This window comes from Gottfriedia sp. NPDC058432 (assembly GCF_042721555.1).
Lineage (GTDB): Bacteria > Bacillota > Bacilli > Bacillales > Bacillaceae_G > Gottfriedia.
The window spans coordinates 207868-233603 of the sequence record NZ_JBHXLC010000002.1; the positions used below are offsets into that span (position 1 = coordinate 207868).

Genomic DNA, 25736 nt, shown 5'->3' on the forward strand with positions numbered 1-25736 from the left:
TTTGATAGTATGACAAAAGTACCTATTCAACAAGAAAGGATTATTTATTGCCTATCTATTGATATAATGGAGGAACTAGAAATTTTACTAAATATTTAAATAAAGGATGAGAAGTTTGAAAGAGAAATACGGCATCATTGATATAGGTTCAAATACAATCAGACTTGTTATATATGAAAAAAGTAAAAGCGGGCGTATAAAAGAAATTGAGAATATTAAAACGGTAGCACGTTTACGTAAATATTTAAATGATCAAGAAGTTTTGAATACTGAAGGAAAGAATATATTACTTAAAACACTTCTGATGTTTCAGGAAATCACTCGTCATCATAAAATTAGTGAAGTTAAATGTGTAGCGACTGCAACGATTAGACAGTCCATTAATCGAGACGAATTGATTCAACTAGTGGCCGAAAAAACTGATTTTACATTACAAATTTTATCGGGTTATGATGAAGCGTTTTATGGATTTCTTGCCGTTGTAAATTCTACTCCAATACAAGAGGGAGTTACAATTGATATTGGTGGAGGTAGCACAGAGGTAACTTATTTTAAGAATCGTGAAATGATCCATTTTCATAGTTTTCCATTTGGAGCATTATCTTTAAAGCAGGATTTTATATCAAGCAATATTCCAACTGCTGAAGAAATGAAGCAACTTACTCAATTTATACAAAAGCAATTTGAATCTTTAGATTGGCTTAGAGAAAAGCAAGTTCCGATTGTCGCAGTTGGGGGAAGTGCTCGAAATGTAGTACAAATCCATCAAAGTTTGGTTAATTACCCGATTACAGGTATACATCAATATGAGATGAATTTTGAAGAGATAAACTTCATAAAAAAACATCTTTCATCATTAGAGTTTGACCATATTTTAAGAACGGAAGGTCTATCAAAAGATCGTGCTGATATCATTCTTCCTGCAATTGAGGTCTTTAAAGAGCTTTATTCAATTGTTAATGCAAAGAGCTTTATTTTCAGTAATAAAGGCCTGAGAGATGGTATCTTTATGGAAGAGTGTATATTAAACGGAGAAAAGTTACTTCCTAATGTATTAGACAAAAGTTTTAGTGATTTAGAGAAAGATTATGATGTAAATATAAATCACGTAAATCATATTAAGGTTTTAGTAAACCAATTAGTAGAGCAAATAAATTTATACAATTTATATCAAATAAAGTATGGAGATATATTAGACATAAATCTAGCAACTCGGGTCTATAATCTTGGACAATACATAGACGAAGAATCAAGTAGTCAGCATACTTTCTATTTATTATCTAATCGTACAATTGAAGGATTAAGCCATAAAGATCGCATAAAAATTGCCTTAATGGCTTCATATAAAAATAAAAATAGCTTTAAGCAATATGTTAAACCGTTTCTTGAGTGGTTTACAGCGGATGAGCTTAAGAAACTACGCTTTTTAGGGATCCTTTTAAAGTTTGCTAATAGTCTAAACGCATCGAAAAGAGAAGTAGTAAAGAATATTGAATTTAAATTAAACAATGATGACTTGATCGTACAACTTAAATGTATAGACGATTCAACAGTTGAAGAAATTGAATCTGAAAAACAGATAAAGCAATTAGAAAAACTATTTAATAAAACAACATATATCCATTTTGAAAAGCACAAATCTGAGTAATCAGATTGTGCTTTTTTATTTTAATTAAAAATTGTCATGAATTAACAATTTTTTCATATATTTACAATTTATTAACATGGCGTTAATAATGGGTAAATTTTATTATTGTAGGATTATGGAGTAGATATTAATTAAAAAATAAAGAGATCGTATTTCTAGAATATGTTCAAAAAGGGTGTAAATGATGATAGCGACAAAAGAGTATAGTGGTAGAAAAATAGAGTTAGCAGATCCACAATATTATAATAATCGAGAATTAAGTTGGCTTGCTTTTAATGAACGTGTTTTAGAAGAGGCCTTAGACGTACATAATCCTTTGCTTGAACGTTTGAAATTTTTGGCAATATTTAGTTCGAATTTAGATGAGTTTTTTATGGTACGTTTTGCTGGCCTAAAGGATCAAGTAAAAGCAGGTTTTAATAGGCCAGAAAATAAGGCTGGTTTAACACCAAAACAGCAACTTTCACAAATTTCAACAGTTGGTCATGAACTTGTAAATTTACAATATAAAACATTTACAGAAACATTAATTCCAAAATTAAAAGAGGAGAATGTTCATCTAGTAAAATATCATGAGCTTAGTGATCGTCAAAAAGATTATTTAGAAAATTACTTTGAAGAGCAAGTACTTCCCGTATTAACACCAATGGCAATCGATGCGTATAGACCATTTCCAATGCTATTAAATAAAAGCTTAAATTTGGCAGTTTATTTAGAAGATATGACAGGGGAGGAAGAAAAGCGCAATAAATTTGCAATTGTACAAGTCCCTTCTTTGTTAAAAAGATTTATATCAATACCTACACTTGATGAAAAGCATTGTTATATTTTATTGGAAGATGCTATTACTGCTTATATACATCTTTTGTTCCGAGGTTTTATCGTACGAGAAGTAGCGCAGTTTAGAATTACAAGAAATGCTGATTTGACGATTCATGAAGAAGGTGCGAGGGACTTACTTCGTGAAATAGAAATAGAGTTAAAAAAACGAAAATGGGGTTCGGCGGTTCGACTTGAAATTGGACAGTCTGGCGCGAGTGATTACATATTAAACTATTTATTAGATGAGCTTGATGTACACGGTAAGGATGTATATAAGCTTGATGGTCCACTAGATTTAACCTTTTTATTTAGTTTTTATAAGGAATTAGAACAATATAAAGAGCATTTAGTATATGAAACATTAATCCCACAGCCACCACAAGATCTTGAAACTGATGAGGATATATTTGAAAAAATATTGGAACAAGATATATTGCTTCATCATCCGTACGAATCATTTGAGCCGGTATTAGATTTTGTATTAGATGCAGCAAATGATCCTGACGTCTTAGCGATTAAACAAACTTTGTATCGAGTAAGTGGTGATTCTCCTATTATTGAGGCGTTAAAGCGTGCAGCAGAAAATGGTAAACAAGTAACTGTTCTTGTAGAGTTAAAAGCTCGTTTTGACGAAGAAAACAATGTACATTGGGCAAAGGAATTAGAAAAAGAGGGCTGCCATGTTATTTATGGAATGACTCATTTAAAAACACATAGTAAAATCACACTCGTTGTTCGTAAAAAGAATGGAAGAATTGAACGATTTGTACACTTGGGCACTGGCAACTATAATGATGCAACAGCAAAAATTTATACAGATATGGGACTAATGACTGCTAATCGACAAATCGGAGTAGATGCTACAAATTTTTTTAACTTCTTAAGTGGGTTTATGGAAAAGCCTGACTTTAGGCATTTATCTGTCGCTCCGTATAGTATTCGTCATGATTTTATTCGAATGATTGATGAGGAAATTGCTTTTCATAAACAATATGGAAATGGAAGAATCATCGCCAAAATGAATTCTTTAACTGATAAGCAAATTATTATGAAGCTATATGAAGCATCTAAAGCTGGGGTAAAGATTGACTTAATTGTTCGCGGAACTTGCTGCTTGCGTCCTCAAATAAAAGGTGTGAGTGAAAATATTCGTGTCATTAGTATCGTTGGGCGATTTTTAGAGCATAGTCGAATCTATTATTTTTATCATAATGGGGAGCAGAAAATCTTTTTATCATCTGCTGATTTAATGACACGTAATATGGAAAAACGAGTTGAAATCTTTTTTCCAATTTTCGCTGATCATATAAAAAAGCGAATTATGAGTATCTTACTTATGATGCTCTTCGATACTGCAAAAGCACGTGAGCAAGATGAAAATGGGGTATATCAGTATGTAAAAAGTACTGGAGATGAGAAATATAATAGTCAAAGTGAATTGTTTAATTTGGCTTATAATGTTTGGGATGATGAAGAATAATCACAGACTGTGGGTTCAACTTATCTTGATAATACAGATCCAAATAGTAACTAATTAAGAGTAGGATTAAAGGGATTCAAAATATTTTAAATGACAGAAAAAGCAGGGAATAAGATATTAATAAAGACCCACAAGCATTTAATATTCTTGTGGGCCTTTTTATGAAGTTTATGTCTGTTCTTTAATGAAATGAAACTATCTACTTATTTTTTCTCGACCTTCTAGCAAACCCAATTGCGATAACGAGTGCTCCGATTGAGTCTGCGATTATATCTGTCATCGTATCAAAATTACCACCGCCTTGGGTATTAGTTCCAAAAAATTGGTCGCTACTGAATTCCCAAATTTCCCATAAGGCTCCACAAAATACTCCGAATGCAAATACAAATAGAAAAATGAATCCAGCTGACATTCCGCTTTGAGACTGTTTCGTTGTCAATTTTCCCAATAAATCAATTGCTAAAAATGCGACTAGTGTTCCACTTAGAAAATGTAAAAACGTATCCCACCAGCCTAAGCTATAAAATCTAAGCATTGAACCAAGACATAGGGACCCTATTAAAAAAGCAAAATAAGAGAGAATAAACGAAAATGCAAATCGAATTTTAAAAAATTTATCTAATATGAGTGGCACGAGTGCACAAACGAGGCCACCTAGTGCGATTGGATAGCGATAAGAATCGTCTTTTATGAAAAATATGACGAATAAGACAAGCATTACAATAGCAAAGAAAATGCTTAAAAATGTTTGAATGCCTCTTTTCATTTCGAATCCCCCATTCATTCTGTATTTATCTCAATTCAAACTTCAATACAAAACATGCTTAGTTTAAAATCCTAAATATGAGCTTAACTTTGACATAAAAAGTTCACCAAATTGATGCTAAATTGTTAAAAATTAAACTATAGAATTAGGAAATATGGATTAGTATTGAATTATGGATAAGAATGGCAATAAGTTGGGAGGATAATTATGAAATTTTTCGCATACTTAAAAGATTTTCTTTGGTATACTATAAAAACATATTTACTTCCATTTATGATTGTTATTGTTACAATAGTAATTGTTTTTTGGAGACTATTAGGTGATGAATTTACATTTAATTACATACGATTAGAAATAATCTATTTCACTTGTTTTTTCTTATTAGTATCTTTTACAACATATGAGATGAAGGGGCATAAAAATGAATAATTGGGAAGGATTAATTTCGGCGAAGGATCGAACAAAAATCTATTTGCGAAAATATATTCCTGCTGAACCAATTGCTGTGATTCAAATTGTACATGGAATGGCAGAGCATGGTGGAGCTTATGAAAAATTTATTGAATATTTAGTTCATAATCAGTTTGCAGTCTTTGTTCATGATCAAAGAGGTCATGGAAAAACAGCGGCTATTGAGGATGATTTAGGTTTTTTTGGTGAAGAAATCGGCTGGGATGAAGTTGCTAATGATATCATTTTTATAAGTAAGATGATTAGAAAAGAACTGAAAGATATTCCTTTAATTCTATTTGGGCATAGTATGGGATCTTATTTGAGCAGACGAGTTGTTCAATTAAATGGGGGACTATACGATGGGCTAATTATTTCTGGAACTGGATGCGATCCAGGAATACTAAGAAAATTAGGAGTTTTTATTTCAAGCGCAGAAGCATTTTTAATTGGAGCTAGTAAGAGAAGTAAGGTTTTAGACTTTTTAACCTTTGGAAACTTCAATAATCATTTTAAGTTTCCTAAAACAAAATATGATTGGTTAACAAGAGATGAAGCTGAGATTGATCGCTATATAAAAGATCCATATTGTGGTTTTATTTGTTCTGCAAGCTATTATCGCGAACTGTTGAAAGGGATCGGAATTATACATCGTAAAGAGGAAGTAACGAAGACACCAACTTCATTGCCAATTTATATTTTTTCAGGAGATAAAGATCCAGTTGGTCAAAATGGTGAAGGTGTAAAGAAGGTATATGGGTTATATAAAGATATTGGATGTTCAAATGTAAAGTTGAAATTATATGAAGAAGGTCGCCATGAGATGCTTCATGAAACAAATAAAGATGAAGTACATCAGGATGTAAAAACTTGGATTGAAGAAACGATCTTAAAACATTAAATAAGTGTTGTACTCTCATATTGAAGTATAGTATTCTTCATAGTAGAATAGGAAGTAACAGTATTTTACTGTGGAGGTGAAGAAATGCATACGTTTTTATCTGTACTATTAATTATTGTTTCAGTACTTATGATTGTTTTAGTTCTACTTCAATCTAGTAAAAGTAACGGCCTATCAGGTGCGATCTCTGGTGGTGCTGAGCAACTGTTTGGCAAGCAAAAAGCTCGTGGTTTCGAATTAGTTTTACAACGAATCACAGTTGTTGTAGCGGTTTTATTCTTCATTCTAACAATTGCTGTAACGTATTTTAAACTGTAATAAAACAAGCTACCAAAAAGGTGGCTTTTTTATTTTTCTAAAATTGTAAACTATGTAGTTCGATTTGGAGTAATAAAAAAGACAACCTAAAAACCAGGTCGTCCCACAATTAGCCACAAAAAATTATCCCTTCATTGCAGCCCATTCTTCTTTACTTGGACCGTACATTCCAGGAATAGCTAATCCTGCTTGTCGCATTAATACAGTCATTTGGCCGCGGTGATGCGTTTGATGTGAAATTGCCATACGTAGTAATGCATGGATAGGCATTTCAAGGAATCCAAAAGCATTAATGATTTGATTTAAGTCTTTTTCTTTCCATTCTTTTTCTGCTGCTTCAACCATTGCTTTACTTGCTTCTGCGTATTTTTCAGTAATTTCCTTCGCAGTTGCTGGCATCTCTTCCTTGCTCATGGATGCTTCGAATTGTAATCCTGATTGTGAAATGATCGCTTTAATTGCTGTAGTTATATGCCAAGCTAATTCTCCTAAAGAGCTAAAATCTTCACCAATTGATTGATCAAGTGACTCATCTGTCATAGCATTTAGTAACTTGATTGTGTTTGCTTCTTCCATTTTCCATTCAGTAATAAATTCTTCAACATTATTAAACATAACGTATCCTCCTTTTGTTGGTTAAATTACCAACATTATTATTACCACACCTTTCATTAAATCATAACTAGTTAATTAAAAAAACTGTTTATTGGTAAATTATTGAATTGAAAGGTAAAATAAAAGAACAATTTCTTTACGTAAAATTAGTTAAATATTATTATCAATTATTTATATTGAAGATATCGATTATTAATTTAAATAAACAAAATCATTTTAGATAATATAAAAGTAACGAAAGAAAAATGGATAGAAAAGTTTTGGAGTGAGTATATATGAGAGTAACAATGCCGAAGCCATTTACGTTTGAAGGTGGAGATCGAGCAGTATTATTATTACATGGATTTACAGGACATTCTGCGGATGTACGAATGCTTGGCCGTTTTTTAGAAAAACAAGGTTATACTTGTCATGCACCGCACTATAAAGGACATGGTGTACCACCAGATGAGCTTGTTCATACTGGACCAGAAGACTGGTGGAAGGATGTAATGGAAGCTTATCAGTTTTTAAAGGATAAAGGACATCAAAAAATTGCGGCGGTAGGTCTATCTTTAGGAGGAGTATTTGCACTAAAGCTAGGTTATACTGTTCCTTTGAATGGTATTGTCACAATGTGTTCGCCGATGTATATAAAAAGTGAAGAAATTATGTATGAAGGTGTCTTAGCTTACACAAGAGAGTTTAAAAAACGTGAAGGGAAATCTCCTGAACAAATTGAAGTAGAAATGGAAGAGTTTAAAAAAACTCCGATGAATACATTAAAGGCTCTTCAAGGTTTAATTAAAGAAGTGCGTGAAAATGTTGATACAGTATATGCACCAACGTTTGTCGTACAATCTACTGTAGACGAGATGATTAATACTGACAGCGCAAATATTATTTATAATGAAGTGCAATCTGATCAGAAAAAATTAAAGTGGTACGAAAATTCAACACATGTTATTACGCTTGGACAGGAAAAAGACATGTTACATGAAGATGTACTAGCATTTCTTAATGAATTGGAATGGTAGAATGAAATCTTTCTGGACAAACTTAAACTAAATATCCTTTAAGAGTTAGAAAAAAGGAGGGAAAATTATGAATCAGCAATGGAAAGAAAAATTATTAGAATTGATGAAAAGTGAAGACTATAAGCCTTTAAATATTCAAGGTATTGAAGAGGCTATGGAGCTGACTGAAGCAAGTGACTTTCGAGAAGTAGTAAAAACGCTCGTTATTTTAGAAGATGAGGGTTATATTGTACGTTCTCGAAATAATAAATATAGCTTACCTGATCAATCTCATTTAGTAAGAGGTAAATTAACTGGCCATGCTAAAGGCTTTGCGTTTGTCATTCCAGAAGAAGCAGGGGCAGAAGATGTATTTATTTCGCCGTCAGATTTAAATGGTGCTTTACATGGAGACATCGTTTTAGCTCGTATTACAAAAGAAAAAAGTGATGCACGTAGAGAAGGGACAATTGTAAAAATTATTGAACGTGGTCAAACGAAAATGGTAGGTACATACCAGGCTCAGAAAAGTTTTGGCTTCGTTGTTCCTGATGATAAACGATTCGGAAGCGATATTTTTATTACAAAGAGCAATTCTCAAGGTGCTGTAGAAGGTCATAAAGTTGTTGTAGAACTTACTCAATTTCCAGAGAATGGGAAAAGTGCAGAAGGAATTGTAGTCCAAGTACTTGGACATAAAAATGATCCTGGTGTTGATATTCTATCGGTTATTCATAAGTTTGATTTACCTCAAGAATTCCCTAAGGAAGTAATGGATCAAGCAAATGCAGTACCGGATGAGATTGATGAATCAGCTATTGGCACTCGTCGCGATCTTCGTGGTGAACAAATTGTAACAATAGATGGAGCAGATGCAAAGGACTTAGATGATGCCGTTACAGTAACAGCGCTTGAAAATGGTCATTACAAGTTAGGAGTACATATTGCAGACGTTACTTACTATGTGACAGATAGCTCACCGATTGATCAAGAAGCACATGATCGTGGAACAAGTATTTACTTAGTTGACCGAGTTATACCGATGATTCCGCATCGTTTGTCTAATGGAATTTGTTCATTAAATCCAAAAGTAAATCGATTTACACTTTCATGTGAAATGGAAATTGACCAAAAAGGTGAAGTTGTTAAGCATGAAATTTTTGAAAGTATCATTAAAACAACTGAACGAATGACATATAGCGATGTAAATAAAATATTAGATGAGCAAGATGTTGAATTACGTGAACGTTACGAACCGTTAGTCCCAATGTTTGAGGAAATGGCTAAGTTAGCGAAAATCTTACGTAATAGACGTATGACTCGTGGAGCAATCGATTTTGATTTTAAAGAATCAAAAGTTTTAGTTGATGAAGATGGTCATCCAACAGATGTCGTCATTCGTGAGCGTTCAACTGCAGAAAAACTAATTGAAGAATTTATGCTAGTAGCGAATGAAACAATTGCTGAACATTTCCATTGGTTAAATGTACCGTTCATGTATCGTGTACACGAGGATCCAAAAGAAGAAAAGTTACAACGATTCTTTGAATTTATTGCATCATTTGGTTATACAGTAAAAGGTGCTGGAAATGAAATTCACCCGAGAGCGTTGCAACAGGTTCTAGATATGGTTCATGGGCAACCAGAGGAGACAGTCATTTCAACAGTTATGCTTCGTTCAATGAAACAAGCGAAATACGAGGCTGATAATCTTGGTCATTTTGGATTAGCAGCGGAGTATTATACTCACTTCACATCACCGATTCGTCGATATCCGGATTTAATTGTTCATCGATTAATTCGTAAATATTTAATCGAAGGAAAAATGGATAATGAGACAAAACGTGAGTGGGATGATAAATTACCTGCAATCGCAGAGCATGCATCAAATATGGAGCGTCGCTCAGTTGAAGCAGAAAGAGAAACCGATGATTTGAAAAAAGCAGAGTACATGCTTGATAAAATTGGTGAAGAGTATGAAGGTATTATCAGCTCTGTAACAAATTTCGGTATGTTTATTGAACTGCCAAATACAATTGAAGGATTAGTTCGAGTTGCTGATTTATCAGATGACTACTATAACTATGACGAGCGTACGTACGCTATGATTGGTGAAAGAACAGGGAAAATTTTCAGAATCGGTGATGAAGTTTCTGTTCGAGTAGTGAATGTTAATAAAGAGGAACGAGCAATCGATTTTGAAATTGTTGGCATGAAATCGAACAAACCTCGTAGAAGCGGCGGTAGAGGGCCGGTTAATCTTGGCGGTGGCTCTGGTGGCGGCAGAGGAAGAGGTGGACGCGGCAGAGGTTCTTCAGATCAAAATGGAGACAGCTCTCGCAGTGGCCGTTCTCGTGGAAGACGAGGCGATAGTTCACCTCGAAATGAAGAGAAAGAAAGCGGACGTGGTGGTAAATCATCGAGAAATAAACGCGATGATCGTTTTAATCCAACGAAAAGCAAAAGCAAGAGTAAAAAGAACAAGCCTTTTTACGAAAAAGTAGCAAAAGGTAATAAAAAACGATAGTAAGTAAAAAGCAGTGGATAAATTTGTCCACTGCTTTATGTATACAAACATAAATTATGGTAAAATAAGTAAAGATAGAGAGGTGTTATTTATGCCAAAAGGTGAAGGGAAAGTAATTGCTCAAAATAAAAAAGCGTATCATGATTACTTTATTGAAGAAACGTATGAAACTGGCATCGTTTTACAAGGTACTGAAATAAAATCATTACGAGCTGGAAAAGCTAATCTAAAGGATTCCTTTGCACGTGTTCAGAGCGGAGAAGTATGGCTTCATAATATGCATATTAGTCCATATGAACAAGGAAATCGTTATAATCACGAACCATTACGAACTAGAAAATTACTACTACATAATAGAGAAATCGTGAAATTAATCGGTTATACAAAGGAAACAGGTTATACGTTAGTACCTTTGAAAATCTATTTAAAAAATGGCTATGCTAAGCTATTACTTGGATTAGGTAAAGGTAAGAAACAATATGATAAGCGTGATGATTTAAAGAAAAAAGAAGCAAAACGTGAAGTGGAACGTGCATTCAGAGATCGTCAGCGAATCTAATTGGATAAATGTTGAAGCACTGGAATTCTGTTTTTCTTTTAGAAACAATTGTTAATTGCAACTTGAGTTGGATATGCTATAATAAGTTTGTAAGTTAATCAGCAACACAAACGAGCACGATGTGCAGTTTTTATAAATTATGAAGCCTTTGCTTTATGCTTCGTAAGTCACTCATAGCGAACAGATCTCAAGTAAGTTCTGGGAGCATTTTATATGGGGACGTTACGGATTCGACAGGGGTAGTTCGAGCTTAAGTTGCGAGTCGAGGGGTCGGCCTCGTTAAAACGCAAAAGCCAATAACTGGCAAAAACAACAATTTCTCTTTAGCTGCTTAATTGCACTAAAGGCTCCTCCTATGTATCGCCCATGTGCATAGTTTAGAGGGGTTCACTCATTAGTGGGCTACGCCGGACCTCGCCGTCTGAGGGGAATGGAAGAGATTAATCAGACTAGCTATCAGGAAGCCTGTCAATGGGCTGAATGGTATGCGAAATTCTAATCTATTGACTACGCTCGTAGAAGCTTAAGTGCCGATATTCTTGGACGTGGGTTCGACTCCCACCGTCTCCACCAATACATATTGTTTGGTGGTTTTTTATTGTTTAAATATCAATAATGAAACCTCTTTAAACATTGATATATCAGTGTTTAAAGGGGTTTTTCTATTTAGGAGTAACTGCAGATAATTATAGTTTTATAAATATGCTATATTTTTAGTACGTTCATCTATATAAAATAATAACCTTTCTTGAATTTAAATTAGAACAATCAAATAGTGAGCTAAGGCGATCTATCAATCGTGAATATATAAGTTGATTCGGATAGAGGCAAGCTAAAGAAATGAATGGAATGTTTAGAAGTTAGACATAAAATGTTTCTACGTAGGAGGGGAGAGGATACTATCTTAAAGTTCTGATCGTCAAAAAATCAAAATGGATAATTGTTGAAGTATTGGTAACTAAACTAATGTATTAGAAACAATTGTTAATAGCAACTTCAAGTGGATATGTTATAATAAGTTTGTAAGTTAATCAGCAACATAAATTGCACGATGTGTAGTTTTTATAAATTATGAAGCCTTTGCTTTATGCTTCGTAAGTCACTCATAGCGAACAGATCTCAAGTAAGTTCTGGGAGCATTTTATATGGGGACGTTACGGATTCGACAGGGGTAGTTCGAGCTTAAGTTGCGAGTCGAGGGGTCGGCCTCGTTAAAACGCAAAAGCCAATAACTGGCAAAAACAACAATTTCTCTTTAGCTGCTTAATTGCACTAAAGGCTCCTCCTATGTATCGCCCATGTGCATAGCTTAGAGGGGTTCACTCATTAGTGGGCTACGCCGGACCTCACCGTCTGAGGGGAAAGGAAGAGATTAATCAGACTAGCTATCAGGAAGCCTGTCATTGGGCCGAATGGTATGCGAAATTCTAATACAGTGACTACGCTCGTAGAAGCTTAAGTGCCGATATTCTTGGACGTGGGTTCGACTCCCACCGTCTCCACCAATACATACTGTTTGGTGGTTTTTTTATGCTTAAAAATATTAATGCGAAAACCTCTTAAAACTTTGATTTATCAATGTTTTAAGAGGTTTTTCTATTTAGGAGTAACTACAGTTAATTATAGTTTTATTAAATATTTAAAGATGAATAACATGTTCGACTGTTTTTCTTTTACGATGTGGACTTCATTATCTGCTTTTGTTTTCTTTGTTCACTACAATGGGAGTGCGATATAAACTTCCATTCACTGTTGTAAATCTGAGGATTCATCGATGGCTAAGGCGTACGATCATTGATCAGGGTTTGACTTCGCCCAGTTAATGAATGAATATTCCCACTTACACTACGTGTTGAAGTGACGGTATTCTGGCCCAAATTGATATAAAAGGAACGAAAAGCATCAGTGTTTCTACGTTTCGTTCCTTTTTTTGTATCTTTACTGTTTGTCTTATCAACTTCCCTAGTTAAGATTTGTACATGATAAATAGACCATCAATACAACCATTTGGTATTTTAATCCAAAATTAACATTCATTGCTTAGTAAGGGAAACAAAAGAAAAGGGGATAAATAAGGATAACTTTAGGATGGGAGGGATCCACCTTGAAAATCGAACCACTTCTAGATGCAAATGAAAAAAACATTCGAGACATGTTATTCCATACATCTGATTTTAAAACAAGTGATGTTAGAGTTGGTGAACAATGGTATCGTCTTTATTATTTGAAATCAATGATTGATACGACCCTAGTGCAAGAACACATCATCCGCCCGTTGCTTCATACCCATTACACCAGTGTTCGTGAAGCGGTCACAATTCTAGATTGTCAAGAAACCGAATGGTTATCAGAAGTGTCCAAAGCACTAGTTGCAGGAAAAACAGTAGTTCAAAAATATGGAGAAACAATCTGTTATCTATTAGACACTGAACTATCAAATGATCGTACCGTTTCCATTCCATTAAATGAACGTGTTTTACGCGGTTCTCATAAAGCACTAAATGAAAATATCGATACAAATCTAAACATGTTACGAAAACTAGTAGAAACGCCAGATTTAATCGTTAAGAGTTACACAATTGGGCGTCGTTCAAATTCAAGAGTGTGCGTTTTATACCTGCATTCATTAGCAAACGAAGTAGTCTTAATGGAATTTGAGAAAAAAATTGAAAGTATTGATATTGATTATGTCGAGTCACCTGGTTTTGTTGAGGAATTAATAAATGATGATAAATTTTCTCTATTCCCAAAATTTCTCATCTCTGAACGTACTGACCGAATCCGATCTTATCTAATGGATGGAAAAATTGCTATTTTAACAGATGGGTCACCGGAATGTGTTATTCTTCCAGTCTCATTTTGGTCCTTTTTCCAAACACCCGATGACTATCAAGTTGGTTGGATTGTTGGTAGTATGCTTCGGTTCCTTCGGATCTCTTGTTTCATCTTTGCCGTTTCATTGCCAGGATTGTATGTAGCACTCGTCACATTCGATCCACGAATTATTCCATTTGAAATTGCCTTATCACTTAAAAATTCAATGCAATTGGTTCCTTTACCTCCGATTTTAGAAGCGTTGATCATGCTTGTTACGCTCGAAATCTTACGTGAATCAGCCGTTCGACTACCAAGTCCAATTGGTCAAACAATTGGTGTTGTTGGCGGAATTGTCATTGGTACAGTCGTTGTTCAAACGAATCTGATTTCAAATATGATGGTAGTTGTTACTGCGCTAACGGGTGTATCTTCCTTTATTATTCCCTCATACGAAATGAGTAATGTCGCACGAATCATCACTTATCCTTTCTTAGTGATGGCGTCTATTTTTGGATTGATTGGGTTAGAGATTAGCTTCTTTTTGTTAGTGACGCATTTAGCTCGGATCCACACGATAGGGATTCCTTATTTTTATGCTTGGTTTACCAAAGATGCGATTAAAGATACCTTATTCCGAGCACCAATCAAACTTCTAAAAAAGCGACCAATTGAAAGTGTCGCAAAAGATCTAACGAGACTAAATGATCCGAAGGGGTAGTTGACGATGATCCATCTAAAAAAGATTTCAATTAACCAACTGATATGTCTTGTGATTACAACGCAAATTGGTGCACACGTTTTGTCGATCCCATACGCAGAATCTCGCCATACAGGACATGATGCGTGGATGTCTGTTTTGGTTGGAGGTGTGTTCTCACAAGTAGTGATATTTGTGATTTATGGACTAGGTAAGCGTTATCCTACATTAACATTTCAGCAGTATCTCTATCAGATTGTCGGAAGACCAATTGGTGTCATTTTAAATTTTTTGTTTGCCTTTTTTTGCGCACAGAATTGTATCATTGTTGTAATTTCATATACAGATATCCTTCATCGGTGGGTTTTGTATGAAACACCTTGGATTGTAATTGTCGGTTTTTTGTTTCTGATGTCAGCCTATACTGCATCATCTTCTTTAAGAAGTATTTCGACTGTCTCACAATCCGTCCTCACATTGTTTGTTATTTGTGCGGTGATTATCATCATAAGTGGCATGGGGAAAGGGAACTGGCTTCATTTCTTACCGATTGGCACACATGGTATCGGGGCGGTCTTAAAGGACTCGATTCCAACATTTTGGGCGTATACTGGATTCGAATTACTTCTTTACGTTTTTCCATTTGTACAGTGCAAAAAAAAGATTGAGATTTTATTTGCGATGTCAATTGCAAACGGAATTACGACATTATTTTATGTGTTGGTAAGCGTCATCGTCATCTATAATTTTAGCGAAAGCCAATTGGATACTATCACAGAACCGATGGTGTTCATTCTTCGTAAATTTAGATGGCCTGTCGTGCAGAGTTTAGATATCGTCTTTATCACAACTTGGATATCTGTCATAACAGCAACCGTCTATATGTATTTGTTTTTGTCCGCACGGTATGTCGCAAGTATACGAAAAAAAGAAATCAATCGTCATTCTTTATTGGTTTGGGTGATTGGCGTTTTTGGCTTTGTCATTGCTTGTTTTTGCGCTGATCGTCAACGAATGTTTCGTTATTCAGATGTTCACAATGTACTTTCTTTCATCATGATTGTCGTGATACCAACATTTCTTTTACTTGGTTCGATTCTACGTGAAAAGGTGGCAAAAGTATGAGAAAAGTTGCCATTTTACTTTTATTGTTGCCCCTTTTAACAGGCTGTTGGGATCGCTTACCTTTAAGAAATTTACAATTTGTCGATATAGCAGGACTCAATTGGAATGAAAAGAATCGTGAAGTCGAATTAGATTATGTCATCACCAACATAAAAAGTACTGGTCCGGGTACAGGTGAACCACTTTCTGAGACGGTTGCTTTAAAAGGACCTAATGTTATTGAAGCCGTTAGTCAAGGGCAGTATATCGATCAAGCGCCTTTTTTAGGGATCAACACAGGGATTTATTTGATGAGTGAATCTTTTATGAAAAGCGATCCAATTTTGCAACTTGATTTTTTATTACATGCACCGTATGCGTCAATTAACTCACCGGTTGTAATATTCAAAGGGGACTTAGCAACATTTTTAAAGACAACTCCAAAAAAGAATGGAAAATTCGCTGGTAATTTTGTTAGGTTTAACTCGGCGTTAGATAAAAATAATATCATTAATAGTGTAACGATGATGCAATTATTAGAATCAAAAGAATACGAATTATCAAGTCTTGCGATTCCAGTTGTGAAACAAAATGAGAAAGGTACAGAATTAGATGGTGCGCTATTATTTAGCCACGGGAAGAATACAGATGTAAAACTTAATAAAAAACAATTGAGTATGATGATGTTAATTACCGGGAAAGAAAAAGGAAGACAACGATATAGTGGTAAATTAGAGAAAGTTAGTGAAGAAAAGAACTCTTATCGAAGTTACAGCTTTTCATTAAAAAAAGGAACTTCAACGATTCGTGTGATACAGCAATCAAAAAGACCACCAAATGTGAATCTCAATGTTAACATCGACATCGTTGTCATCAAATTAGGAAAATCATATCACCAACTTGATGCAAAATATGTGAATAAAACCGAAAAAGAACTAGGTAAACAATTAGACAAAAAAGCGTTAGAGACAATTCAAATCATGCAAAAAGCGAATTGTGATATACTTGGAATAGGCGAAAGGATTAAGGCGTTTCACCCGAAAATTTGGAAAAATTTAAATTGGGAAGCGGACTATCCTAAAATGAAGATCAAGCCACATTTCAAGGTACATATTTTAAATGTTGATCGAATGTAAATTTGCCCTATCTTCTGGTAATTTGGATTACAAACAAAGCAGGCATGAATAGTAAAATCTCACACAAATGAAGTGCACCCCAAATGTTAGACACTGTCTAATATTTGGAGGTGCATTTTTATGATTAAATTTACAATTGAGGAGAAATTGATTGCCATAAAACGCTACTTAGAAGGGGATGAAGAGCAAAGGAACATTCGAAACCTATCGGAGTAGAGCATTCTGTATTTCGAACATGGATACAACAGTAACACGGATATACCTGGATTTTAAGAGGTTTTTATTTTTTTAAACTCCTTCCGTTTTTATTGAATTAGATTGAATCACCTAGCATGAAATTCATTTTCCATTAACGTAGATTGGAAAAATGTCGAAAAATTAATAATAAAAAGTAAATTTTATTAATAAAAATAATGGAATATAGAAATACATAATCAAGATTTTAATAAATAGTGAGAATTCCCCCAAATTTGACTATTTTGATATTAATTTACCAAAAAGTCAATATAACTGAATTTTTAGGTCTATCAGGTTGAAAAAACGGGGTGAAAAGACTAGTTTCGAAGGGAAAATGATAAAATATGATAATTTTTATTTCATTACTAATGTTTTTGTTCGTCGTTTAACTACAATTTTCTGCAAATTCCCCCAATGTAGCTTCATTACTTTTTAAAGTATTATTAAGTCACAGAAGATAATTATTTAATATATTTAAATATTATATTAAATAATTATCAGGACGACTAATAGTGGGGGGAGTAACATGAAAAAGAGACAAAAGAAACGAACAATATCGGCTGTTGCGTTAAGTAGCGCGATGTTGCTAAATATAGTTTTACCGCAAAGCACCATTCTTGCACACGCGGAGTCGAATGTTGATCAGAAAAATCCATCTGATGGGAAATTTACAGCAGATGAAGTGAACCGCATTTTGGCCGGATTAACACCAGAACAAAAAGCGAGCATCAATAAGCTAACTGGTGCAGATAACACACAAAAAATCCACGTCGATCAGAAAGATTTAAAAAGCGGAAAAAATATTGACGTCATCGTTCAATTTAAAGTGGATCCAGCAAAAATTCAAATCATAAAGCAATCACTTGAAAAAGGAAGCGCAAGTGCACAGACGTTTGTTGCTGATTACTCAGATGCAAAACAAAAAGTTGCTGATGCACATTCGAAATTTAAAGCGTTTGTCAAGACGCAACCAACTAAGCAAATTACTGGTGGAAAAGAAGTTCAGACGGATATCCGCATCACAAGAGAATACACGGATGCATTTAACGGGGTTGCACTATCGGTACCACCGAGTATGGTTGAAGCGATTGCCAGCCAGGCGGACGTTGCATCTGTCTGGTCAGTGGTTCAATACGAAGTAGAAGAAGGAACGCCTTCATCTGGCGAAACACAGACTGCGACTGAAGCGACAGCAACCGGAAAACCAACTGCAGGGCTTTCATTATTGGGTGTCGATAAACTACACGCTGAAGGAATCACAGGGAAATTCTTGTCAGGTCCAAAACAAGGTCAACGAGTAAAAGTCGGGGTACTTGATACAGGGGTTGATTACAACCATCCTGATTTATATAAAGTAACACACGATGCGGACGGTCATTTATATGAAGGGCACGACTTTATTAACTCAAAAGTGGATGCAGATGGAACCGTGATCCAAGTAGATGATCATGACCCGATGGAAACGATCTATCCGGATTGGGTAGCAGCAAGAGAAAATCCGAATCCAGAAGAAGGGTTACCGGCTCCTAATTACAAAGATTATATTACGGAGCATGGTACTCACGTATCCGGTACGATTGCAGCGAGTACAACAAATAATAATAATGTTTATTCAGCGGACGGTGTTGCACCAGATGTAGAACTTCACGGGTACCGCGTACTTGGACCGGGTGGACATGGTTCTTCTTATGCCATACTAAGCGGAATCGACCAAGCAGTAAAAGATAAAATGGATGTAGTGAATCTATCACTCGGTGCAAATATTAATGACCCATTTTACCCGACTAGTATCGCGATTAACAACGCAACATTACAAGGTGTCGTTTGTTCAATCTCTGCGGGAAATTCAGGACCAGGCGTCGCGACACTTGGCTCACCAGGGACTTCACCACTTGCCATTACGGTTGGTGCAAGTACTGTTCCAGAACAAATTCCTGTGCAAACCGTAAAATTCGGTAATACGCCTTATCAAGCGCGTTTATTCGGGAAACATTTTGCAGACGCTGATGATGCGTTCAAAGGATTGTCGATTCCAATCGTCGATGTTGGTCTAGGAAGCAAAGATGATTATGCAGGAAGAGACATGAGCGGAAAAATTGCCCTTGTGAAACGCGGAGTCGATACATTAACTCAAAAAATGGCCAATGCGAAAGATTCTGGGGCAAAAGGGATGATCATTTGGGATAACCAAGCGGATGAAGAAACCCAAGGGTATAATCCAAACTTTTTAGGGATTAGCGCTGACAATGTATATGCAATTTCTATTACACAAGCACAAGGTGAATCACTTGTGAGCGCAATCAAAGCCGATCCTCAGAACGCAAAGATTACGTTCCCAATGACGCTTGATGCCCCACTCAACAAACCGGCTGATCAATTGGCGTCGTTTAGTTCAACAGGACCAGTAAAAGATTGGAGCATCAAACCAGACGTCATCGCACCAGGTGTTGACATTTTCTCAACTCAACCATACGATGTGTGGGAACCAAATAGTGATAAAGATTATAAATATGCCTACCAATCATTGTCAGGTACATCAATGGCTGCGCCTCACGTAACAGGGATTTCAGCGCTTGTATTAGCTGCACATCCAGATTACACACCAGCCGATGTGAAAACGGCATTAATGAATACAGCAAAAGACGTGAGTACCGATTCAAAAACATACAGTGTGTACCAAGTTGGTGCAGGACGTGTTGATCCAGTTCGAGCGGTGCACTCAGATATCAAAATCCAAGTATTAGATAAAGCAACAAGTACTACAAATATAGATGGGCAAGATCAGTATACGCCAATCGATAACACGACAGGTAGCTTCTCGTTTGGTTTTAATGGACGAGGAGAAGGAGCGAAAACCGGCTCTGATGATGTTGTCAAATCAAAAGACTTCACGATTACAAACCAAGGTTCAACAAGTAAAACGTTCAAACTAAGTTCAACGTTCATCACAACAAAATTTGCGAGTTCAAATCCAGTTGGACAAGGTACTGGAAATAATGTGAAAATCGACTTTTCGACTGGTGAGTCAAATGTAACGTCTGTCAGTGTGGACGGAAAAAGCTCAGTGAAAGCGAAAGCGACAATTACCGTACCAGCAAACGCATTAGACGGTACGTATGAAGGATATGTAAATGTTGTGAATGCAAATGATGCGAACGAATCATACCGCATGCCATTTACCATCACGATTGCTGAAAAAGGAATTAATTTTAACGTAGACATCAAGGCTATGACACTATCTGAGCGTTATACTGGAAACTATAACCCAAATGCGGGACAACCTGGATCAGGATATACCTTTTCTGTAAACGGCTCAATGGATAGTGCCTATGTTCTATTGAAAGATAAAAATGGAAACTATATCGGAGTCGTACAAAATGTGAGTAATATAAGTGGGGCTGGCCCTGGAGTCGTTTATGGTCCTGTAACAATGCTTGTTAATGGACTCTATTTACCATTTACAAAACCATATAATGGCTCACTTGATCAAGCTGGAATCGGGAAAACGCCTGCGGTGCTAAAAGAAGGTGCCTATTCGGTTGAGATGATCGCAACTGACAAAGATGGGAAAAAGTTCACAAAAGAAGACACGCTTTATGTCGACTACAAAGCACCTACCTTAACGATGGAAAGTGATTCGCAGCCGGGTATTTATGAAATCGACCCTACAGGATACAATCCAGGACAAGAGGTGAAAAAGTTTTATGGAACCGTTTATGACTCGAATATTGATGTCATGAAAAATAATGGCGAAACGACATTAAAAGATTACGATACGCTTAAGCCTTCACCTGTCGATCAAGGGCAGAACACAGTGTTTGGTTATCAAGATGGTCCATTTGTCACACACATTTTTAAAACGGATGGAAACGGTCGTTTCAGTTTTGGCTTAGAGCCTGAGGACATTAAAGCAAGTGGAATGAAGTATGTGATCTATCCTTCCGACTATGCTGGAGCAGGCGACTGGTATTCAACGAAGAAAAAGTATTACTTCATCAAAAAAGGTTCGCCGTATTTAACCGTCACAGCTTCTGGAGGCGTGGACCCAGCACTAGAAAGCAAAGGGAATGTGGTCGTTGAACCGAATAAACCATTTAAAGTATCACTAGCGACGAAAAATGGAATTGGAATGACTGGCGGTACCTTTACAATTGAGGCGGATCATATACTTCAATTTTCAAACATTAAGCTTTCTGACGAATATAGTAACTATTTAAGTAGTAAAGGCATTACACCTACACTAACAGTTGGTCAGCCTTATTTAGATAAACAAACAGGCAGAGATTCAATCGATGTTACGATTTCTGGTGTTTCTGAATCAGGCGCACTGATGAAAGACACGCAAGACATGAAGATTTTAGTAGCAGATTTGACTTACACAGATACAAGTGCATTTGTTGGCCCAATTGACGAAAGTTTCGCTGTCGAAACATCGAGCTTCACAATTGATGGAAAAGACACAGACGTTCCGGCTTTCCCAACGAATATGCCACTTGTCAAACAACCGAAGTCACAAGTGACGGGAGGTCTGTTTGCGGAAAGCTTCAAAGCAAACAGTTTAAGCGGAAGTTTTACGAATATTACGAAGGATTCAGGTGCAATCGTTACGGCAAAGGATGCCGATGGTAATACGTATGTAACGGATAACACAAGCAACGCAAACACCGTTCAAATCGGAAGTCAAACGACAGGTACGTATTCCATTACTGTGAAAGCAAGCGACAAGCCGTATTCAATTGAAACGAATATGCCAGGTCATTTTAAAGGATATCAAACAACGCCAGTCATTGGTTCCAACAAATTCGGATATCAATCAGGCTCATACTTTGATTTTGCATCGATGAACACACCACTTTTACTTGGTGGAGATGTAAATGGCGATAATGTGATTGATATGAAGGATTTAGTTTCAGAAATCCAAGCATATGCTGATTTTGATTTTCTAAAAGGTGTATCAGCATCTTCTAAGGAAAAAGCGGATTTCTTTACAAATTCTACTGCGCATCGAAATAATGACATTAGCTGGGCTTTCTCAGGACTGAATTCATTTGGCAGTTACTCTTTCAGTAATATTGATTACAATGATTTTTACTATATCTTTAAAAACTTTGGTCAGAAAAATCAAAGTGCGGTTGATGCAGGTAAGGTAGTCCCAGAACCACAACTTACTTTGACAGATAATCTATCGATTACATCAAATAGAGGAACACATACTGCTTCTTCTGATGATTCGAAAGTTAAAACCTATAACTTATCTGCGGGTAATGGTCTAAAAGAAGTTATGGCAATGCTAAATTTTGCAGGTCCAACTCAAAAAACATCCGTAACGCAATTACCAACTTTACAAGACTTGAAAAATGGTTCAACTGTTTCGTTAATCCCAACGAGCAATGTCATGTTAGATGATGTTGTATGGCGAAAAGCGATTACAAAGATTGAATTAGGACTAGGCGGTAATTTCACTGACGTAACGAATGCAGTTGTACCAAATACAACCGTTCCAGCTATATCGATTACATCCGGCTACGTCAAGAATGACCCGATACAAGGGATCGTAAATGTACCAGCTACACTAGCATTACATGGTTCATTATTTAATACGACTGGTACGTACACGGTACGTATCACGGCTACTGGCTATCAACCAGTTACGAATAGCTTTACAATTGCATCAGTGCCAATTCCAACGCCTACCATTCCAATGGTCACTGATCCAGCAAAAGCGCATATCGGAAACGATATCACGTTTAACTATACATTTGGTGATGACGCAAATTGGCGAAATGGCATCACTAAAATCGTTGTAAAAACAGCAAATTTTACAACAGGCTTAGATATTACGAATCTAAAAGATGGAAATGGGAATGCCTATTACGACATTTCACAACCAGGAAAAATTACATTTAAAGCCGATTTATTTAAAACAAATGCAACAATTGATCCGAATGTCAATACGTCGTATAATGCAGCGATTAATCCAGGTGGAACGAACTATTTACCTCAATTGTATAAATTCGAGATCAACTCAACCGGTTTAGATGGAACCATTTATCCGACAGTAACGATTGGTGCAGATGGCACGAGTGCTGCTCAACCAATTGGATATGGCATTACGTTTGACTCAAAAGGTGGAAGCGCGATAAATCCAATTTCATTCGGATTTAAACCAAGCAACTCTCGATATAATGGAGGGCAGTTTATTTTCAATAGTATCTCTGCAAATCGAAGTACGCCACTTTCTGTCAAACCTGGCTATAATTTTGTTGGTTGGTATAATGTCGATCCAGTGACGGGTGCATTAACGACTCCTTGGGTTGAATATAATAACTATGCTTCAGATATAAAGGTTGCTGCAAAATGGCAAGTGAATTACACGCAAAACTATTCACCTGTTGATGTGTCGAAACCGGATGGTGATAATTTAGGTGGTACCGTACTGGGTGAAGGTCCTGTTACGATTAAAATCCCAGACTATACAACGAACACACCATGGTTAAAGACAAAGAACGATATCGCAAAAATTGACGCAACGTACAAAAAAATGAAAGCAGATGGTACGTTTGAAACAACAGACAGTACGTATACATTAGATCCAAGTACGTATAATTTAGTTGATAATGGTGACGGTAGTGGTACGTTAACGTTCACAACGGCGACAGAAACTTATGCGACTGCTCATCCAGCTGAAAAGTTTGCGTTTAGTCAAGCGCCAAGTTCAACTGGCTATCAACTAACACTAACGTCAACAACAGGAGAAACCGTTCAAATTCCAAGTGTGAAGCTAGGTTATCGCCGACACATTGATTTAAATGGAGGCACATTAAATTCACCAGGTGATGTATTCTTCAGTGACAAACTAGTCAACGGAAAAGCATTTGGTATTGATATGACTACAGCAGCAACAAAAGTAAAAAATGGCACCCTTTCCATGATGCCAACACTTTATTATGATGCGGCCGGAACAAGCGGACAAGATGTACCAATTTCAACAGGAACTGGTAAGGTATTGAAAAACAATGAAACGTATTACATCGCTTGGATGAAAACACCACCACAAGTCACAAAAGATGTCGTAGGAAATGTTGTTGGAAGTGATATTACAATCGCCTTTACAGACGACGGAACTTGGCGAAATAATATCAAGAAAGTCAGCATTGGTTCAAAAGTACTAAATGCGGGGTATGATTATAAACTAACGTATGATTCAATAACACACAAAGGTTCAATTACACTTGATAAATCATTATTTACAGCAGGTCAAAAAGTCAATGTGAACATTTCGTCAGAAGGGTATTTGGACGCGCAGGTGACAGACCAAGTCATTGGTTACACAGTCACATTTGAAACAAACGGAGGCGATGCAATCGAACCGCAAATCGTTGACTCACGTGTTACAATGCCAACTGACCCAACAAAAGTTGGTTACAAATTTATGGGATGGTACAGTGACGAAGCGTTAACAACTCCGTTTGATTTCACAAGCATTGTCACAAAACCAATTAAACTGTATGCAAAATATGCCTTAGCAACATCAATCGTATCAGCAGATACAACTGATAACGCGTTAGGCAATGAGATCACACTCGAATTTAGCGACAAAGATTGGGCAAATGCGATTACGGGTATCAAAGTGGTTGGTACAGCGATTGACGCAACAAAATACAAAATCGATGCAACACATGGCACACTGACAATTGATCAGAGTGTATTCAAAAAAATAGGCGATTTTATCATCAACATTAGCGCAAACGAATATGCAGATGTTACAGTTACGCAAAAAATCGTAAACGGAAACATCATTCACTTTGTTCTAAAAGGTGAAAAAGCTCCATTTGAAGTAAAAGACCAAATCGTCGTACGTCGTATTACAGAACCAACTGTATATGGATATGAGTTGGCTTGGTTTGCAGATGAAGCATGTACAATTCCTTGGGATTTCACAAACTCGATCTATTCTGCAAAGACAATATACGGAAAATGGTCGATTCATAAGTTCACAGTAGAATTTAACAAGCAAGATGGAGGCTTAGTAGAAACTAAGAAAGTGGATTATAACACGACTATGACAGCACCAACAGCACCAACAAGAACTGGATACACTTTTGTTGGATGGTATAAAGATGCTAAAGGTCAAACAGTATGGAATTTTGCTACAGATAAAGTAACAGCAGATACAGAGTTATTTGCTAAGTGGAGCATTAACTCGTATACAGTTAAATTTGATAGCCAAGGTGGAAGTGCAGTAGATGCGATAAAAGCAAACTATAACACAATGATTGCTGAACCAACTGTACCAACAAGAACAGGTTACACTTTTGCTGGATGGTACAAGGACGCTGCAGGTCAAACAGTATGGAATTTTGCAACAGATAAAGTATCGAGCGACACAACAATTTACGCAAAATGGTCACTAAATAAACCGAATGTTAACCAAATCGATGAAAATGATCCAAAGATTTCGGGCTCAACTTTAGCAAATGCAACGATTACTGTAAAAATTAATGATGTTGTAATTGCAACTGGAAAAGCTGATTCTAAAGGAATATTTAGTATCCAAATTAAACAACAAAAAGTAGGTACAGAATTATCTGTCTATGCAAAGGATTCAACTGGAAATGAAAGTTCTGCAACAAAGGTTAAAGTTGTAAAGAAATAACAAGCAGT

14 protein-coding genes and 2 other RNA genes are annotated in these 25736 nt (G+C 36.1%); 14 read left to right on the plus strand and 2 right to left on the minus strand.

The window, feature by feature from the left end; genetic code table 11:
- The first annotated feature begins 106 nt into the window (after positions 1-106).
- Together ACFWM3_RS03295 and ACFWM3_RS03300 are read left to right on the plus strand one after the other, a co-directional pair.
- Positions 107-1648, plus strand: a complete 1542-nt coding sequence (locus tag ACFWM3_RS03295) for a Ppx/GppA phosphatase family protein (RefSeq protein WP_390310199.1) — start codon at positions 107-109, stop codon at positions 1646-1648.
- A gap of 184 nt (positions 1649-1832) precedes the next feature.
- Entirely contained in the window at positions 1833-3950 is a 2118-nt protein-coding gene (locus ACFWM3_RS03300; protein ID WP_390310200.1) for an RNA degradosome polyphosphate kinase, read from the plus strand.
- A 199-nt stretch (positions 3951-4149) separates the two neighbouring features.
- Here the strand turns inward: ACFWM3_RS03300 and ACFWM3_RS03305 are convergent, their stop codons facing one another.
- On the minus strand, positions 4150-4716 hold the full coding sequence (locus ACFWM3_RS03305) for a DUF2238 domain-containing protein (protein WP_390310202.1): 567 nt from the start codon (positions 4714-4716) through the stop codon (positions 4150-4152).
- A 207-nt stretch (positions 4717-4923) separates the two neighbouring features.
- Here ACFWM3_RS03305 and ACFWM3_RS03310 point away from each other — a divergent pair, with 207 nt between their 5' ends.
- From ACFWM3_RS03310 to secG, 3 genes are all read left to right on the plus strand, one after another.
- Positions 4924-5145 (plus strand): hypothetical protein, encoded by a 222-nt coding sequence (locus ACFWM3_RS03310; RefSeq protein WP_056469914.1) that lies wholly within the window; start codon positions 4924-4926, stop codon positions 5143-5145.
- Entirely contained in the window at positions 5138-6067 is a 930-nt protein-coding gene (locus ACFWM3_RS03315) for an alpha/beta fold hydrolase (RefSeq protein ID WP_056469918.1), read from the plus strand. The genes ACFWM3_RS03310 and ACFWM3_RS03315 overlap by 8 nt, the downstream gene beginning before the upstream one ends.
- Positions 6068-6151: 84 nt before the next feature.
- Complete coding sequence (gene secG, locus ACFWM3_RS03320) at positions 6152-6385, plus strand: preprotein translocase subunit SecG (protein WP_025569105.1); 234 nt, start codon at positions 6152-6154, stop codon at positions 6383-6385.
- A 123-nt stretch (positions 6386-6508) separates the two neighbouring features.
- Here the strand turns inward: secG and ACFWM3_RS03325 are convergent, their stop codons facing one another.
- Positions 6509-7000 (minus strand): DinB family protein, encoded by a 492-nt coding sequence (locus ACFWM3_RS03325; RefSeq protein ID WP_390310204.1) that lies wholly within the window; start codon positions 6998-7000, stop codon positions 6509-6511.
- A 275-nt stretch (positions 7001-7275) separates the two neighbouring features.
- Here ACFWM3_RS03325 and ACFWM3_RS03330 point away from each other — a divergent pair, with 275 nt between their 5' ends.
- The 9 genes from ACFWM3_RS03330 to ACFWM3_RS03370 all read left to right on the plus strand — a co-directional run bounded on the left by ACFWM3_RS03330 (position 7276) and on the right by ACFWM3_RS03370 (position 25728).
- Complete coding sequence (locus ACFWM3_RS03330; protein WP_056469924.1) at positions 7276-8016, plus strand: alpha/beta hydrolase; 741 nt, start codon at positions 7276-7278, stop codon at positions 8014-8016.
- A gap of 67 nt (positions 8017-8083) precedes the next feature.
- Positions 8084-10522: a ribonuclease R gene (gene rnr, locus ACFWM3_RS03335; protein WP_390310205.1), complete on the plus strand. Its 2439-nt coding sequence runs from the start codon at positions 8084-8086 to the stop codon at positions 10520-10522.
- Between the two features lie 91 nt (positions 10523-10613).
- Positions 10614-11081, plus strand: coding sequence for an SsrA-binding protein SmpB (gene smpB, locus ACFWM3_RS03340; RefSeq protein ID WP_390310207.1), 468 nt, complete (start codon positions 10614-10616; stop codon positions 11079-11081).
- Between the two features lie 215 nt (positions 11082-11296).
- Positions 11297-11654, plus strand: a transfer-messenger RNA (tmRNA) gene (ssrA, locus tag ACFWM3_RS03345).
- A 574-nt stretch (positions 11655-12228) separates the two neighbouring features.
- Positions 12229-12586, plus strand: a transfer-messenger RNA (tmRNA) gene (gene ssrA / locus ACFWM3_RS03350).
- A 599-nt stretch (positions 12587-13185) separates the two neighbouring features.
- Positions 13186-14616 (plus strand): spore germination protein, encoded by a 1431-nt coding sequence (locus ACFWM3_RS03355; protein ID WP_390310209.1) that lies wholly within the window; start codon positions 13186-13188, stop codon positions 14614-14616.
- Between the two features lie 6 nt (positions 14617-14622).
- Positions 14623-15720, plus strand: coding sequence for a GerAB/ArcD/ProY family transporter (locus ACFWM3_RS03360; RefSeq protein ID WP_390310211.1), 1098 nt, complete (start codon positions 14623-14625; stop codon positions 15718-15720).
- The gene (locus tag ACFWM3_RS03365) at positions 15717-16835 is read left to right on the plus strand and encodes a Ger(x)C family spore germination C-terminal domain-containing protein (RefSeq protein ID WP_390310213.1); all 1119 of its coding nucleotides are present in this window, start codon (positions 15717-15719) and stop codon (positions 16833-16835) included. The genes ACFWM3_RS03360 and ACFWM3_RS03365 overlap by 4 nt, the downstream gene beginning before the upstream one ends.
- Positions 16836-17598: 763 nt before the next feature.
- Positions 17599-25728, plus strand: coding sequence for an InlB B-repeat-containing protein (locus ACFWM3_RS03370; RefSeq protein WP_390310214.1), 8130 nt, complete (start codon positions 17599-17601; stop codon positions 25726-25728).
- Positions 25729-25736: the final 8 nt, after the last annotated feature.